This window comes from Caballeronia terrestris, from assembly GCF_001544515.1.
In the GTDB taxonomy this organism is placed as follows: domain Bacteria; phylum Pseudomonadota; class Gammaproteobacteria; order Burkholderiales; family Burkholderiaceae; genus Caballeronia; species Caballeronia terrestris.
In genome coordinates, this window is sequence record NZ_FCOL02000433.1 from 1 (window position 1) to 1,271 (window position 1,271).

Sequence of the window (1,271 nt, forward strand, 5' to 3'; positions counted from 1 at the left end):
GCCAGCGTTTCCGAGGTCGATGCGGCGGTTGCTGCGGCTAAAGCTGCATTCCCGGCATGGAGCGAAACCGCGCCGATCAAGCGCGCTCGCGTCATGTTCAAGTTCAAGCAATTGCTTGATGAGCATCATGACGAGCTGGCTGAAATCATCACGCGTGAGCACGGCAAGGTTTTCACGGACGCCTACGGCGAAGTGATGCGCGGCATTGAAATCGTTGAATTTGCCTGCGGGATTCCGAATCTGCTCAAAACCGATTTCACCGATCAGATCGGCGGCGGTATCGATAACTGGAATTTGCGGCAGTCGCTCGGGGTTGTCGCGGGCATCACGCCGTTCAACTTTCCGATGATGGTGCCGTGCTGGATGTTCCCGATTGCGATTGCTACGGGTAACACATTCGTGCTCAAGCCATCGGAACGCGATCCGTCTGCTTCAATTCGCCTTGCCGAATTGCTCAAAGAAGCCGGTCTGCCCGATGGCGTCTTCAACGTGGTTCACGGTGACAAAACGGCTGTCGATGCGTTGCTTCAGCATCGCGATGTCGAAGCGCTGTCGTTCGTCGGATCGACGCCGATCGCCGAATATATCTATACCGAAGGCACGAAACGCGGCAAGCGCGTGCAAGCGCTGGGCGGGGCGAAAAACCATCTGGTCGTGATGCCCGATGCCGACCTCGACCAAGCCGTCGATGCATTGATCGGCTCGGCCTACGGTTCAGCCGGCGAGCGCTGCATGGCGATCTCGGTTGCGGTCGCAGTTGGTCACATCGCCGATGAGTTGATCGAACGCCTCACGCCGCGCGTGAAATCGCTGGTCATCAAGAACGGGATGGAACGCGATGCCGAAATGGGTCCGCTCGTCACCGGGGCACATCGTGCGAAGGTCGAGGGATACATCGATGCGGGTGTTAAGTCAGGCGCCAAGCTGATTGTCGATGGGCGCGGACACAAGGTTGAAGGTCACGAAAACGGCTTCTTCCTCGGCGGCACGCTGTTCGATGACGTCAGCACCGACAGCACCATCTACAAGGAAGAAATCTTCGGACCCGTGCTGTGTATCGTGCGCGTGCCGGACTTTGCGAGCGCGGTCGAACTGATCAACGAGCATGAGTTCGCCAACGGCGTGTCGTGCTTCACATCGGATGGCGGTGTCGCGCGGGCGTTCTCGCGGCAGATCAAGGTCGGCATGGTTGGCATCAACGTGCCGATTCCTGTTCCGATGGCCTGGCACTCGTTCGGCGGCTGGAAGCGTTCCTTGTTCGGCGATCACCA

Annotated in this window: 1 protein-coding gene; it reads left to right on the forward strand. The window is 58.8% G+C overall.

Going from position 1 to position 1,271, the window contains the following annotated elements; all coding sequences use genetic code 11:
- On the forward strand, positions 1–1,271 hold a 1,271-nt coding region (locus AWB67_RS38060; RefSeq protein ID WP_087660881.1), incomplete at both ends, for a CoA-acylating methylmalonate-semialdehyde dehydrogenase.